At 70.6% G+C, this 687-nt stretch carries 1 protein-coding gene; it reads right to left on the bottom strand.

Annotated features, from left to right (window positions below; genetic code table 11):
* Positions 1-175: 175 nt before the first annotated feature.
* A partial coding sequence (locus QQ657_RS56495) for a fasciclin domain-containing protein (protein ID WP_284750747.1) occupies positions 176-687 on the bottom strand: 512 nt, incomplete at its 5' end.

Here is a 687-nt window from a genome sequence, read left to right as displayed (position 1 = left end):
CCGGTGGTGGCGACGACCGGCGGAACGCCGCCGCTTCGGCGTTCCCCGGCGGCGGATCTCGTGCGACCCGCCGCCAGGTCTGGGTACGAACACAATGCGACCGCCGCAGCTCCGGTCAGCACCGGGCTGCGGCGGTCGTTGTCACCGGGCCACCCGTGGCGGCCCGGGGTCTCTACTACTTGTTGGTGCCGGGGGTGAGGACCTTGTCGATGACGAAGACGGTGGCGTTCTTGGTGGGGATGTTGCCGCACAGGATCTTCGCGCCGTTGACGGTCATGTTCTCGCCCGAGCCCTCGATCTTCAGCGGCCCACCGGCGGAGTTCAGGCTCTCGAGAGTCCCGGCGGAGGCGAGGCCCTTGGCGTCGTAACGCTTGCCGACGACGTGGTACTGCAGGATCGGCGCCAGCTCGGCCGGCTTGCCCGCCAGCTCGGCGAACTTCGCGTCACCGAGGGCCGCGAACGCCGGGTCGGCCGGCGCGAACACCGTGACCGCGGGCTGGCTGTTGAGCGTGTCCACCAGGTTGGTGGCCTTCACCGCCGCCACCAGCTTGGTCAGCAACGGGTTCGTCGACGCGGCCGACGCCACGGGCTGCGGGCCCATCGAGTCCAGCGAACCCGGAGCGGAACCCTGCGGCAGCTGAGAGCAGGCCGGGCCGAACACGTCGGCGTTGGTCGTCATGCCGTCCG

Origin of the sequence: Amycolatopsis ponsaeliensis (assembly GCF_030182635.1) — a bacterium.
Taxonomy (GTDB): Bacteria; Actinomycetota; Actinomycetes; order Mycobacteriales; family Pseudonocardiaceae; genus Amycolatopsis; species Amycolatopsis ponsaeliensis.
Note: the sequence above shows the minus strand (reverse complement) of the source record. Positions and strands in the feature narration are given on the sequence as shown.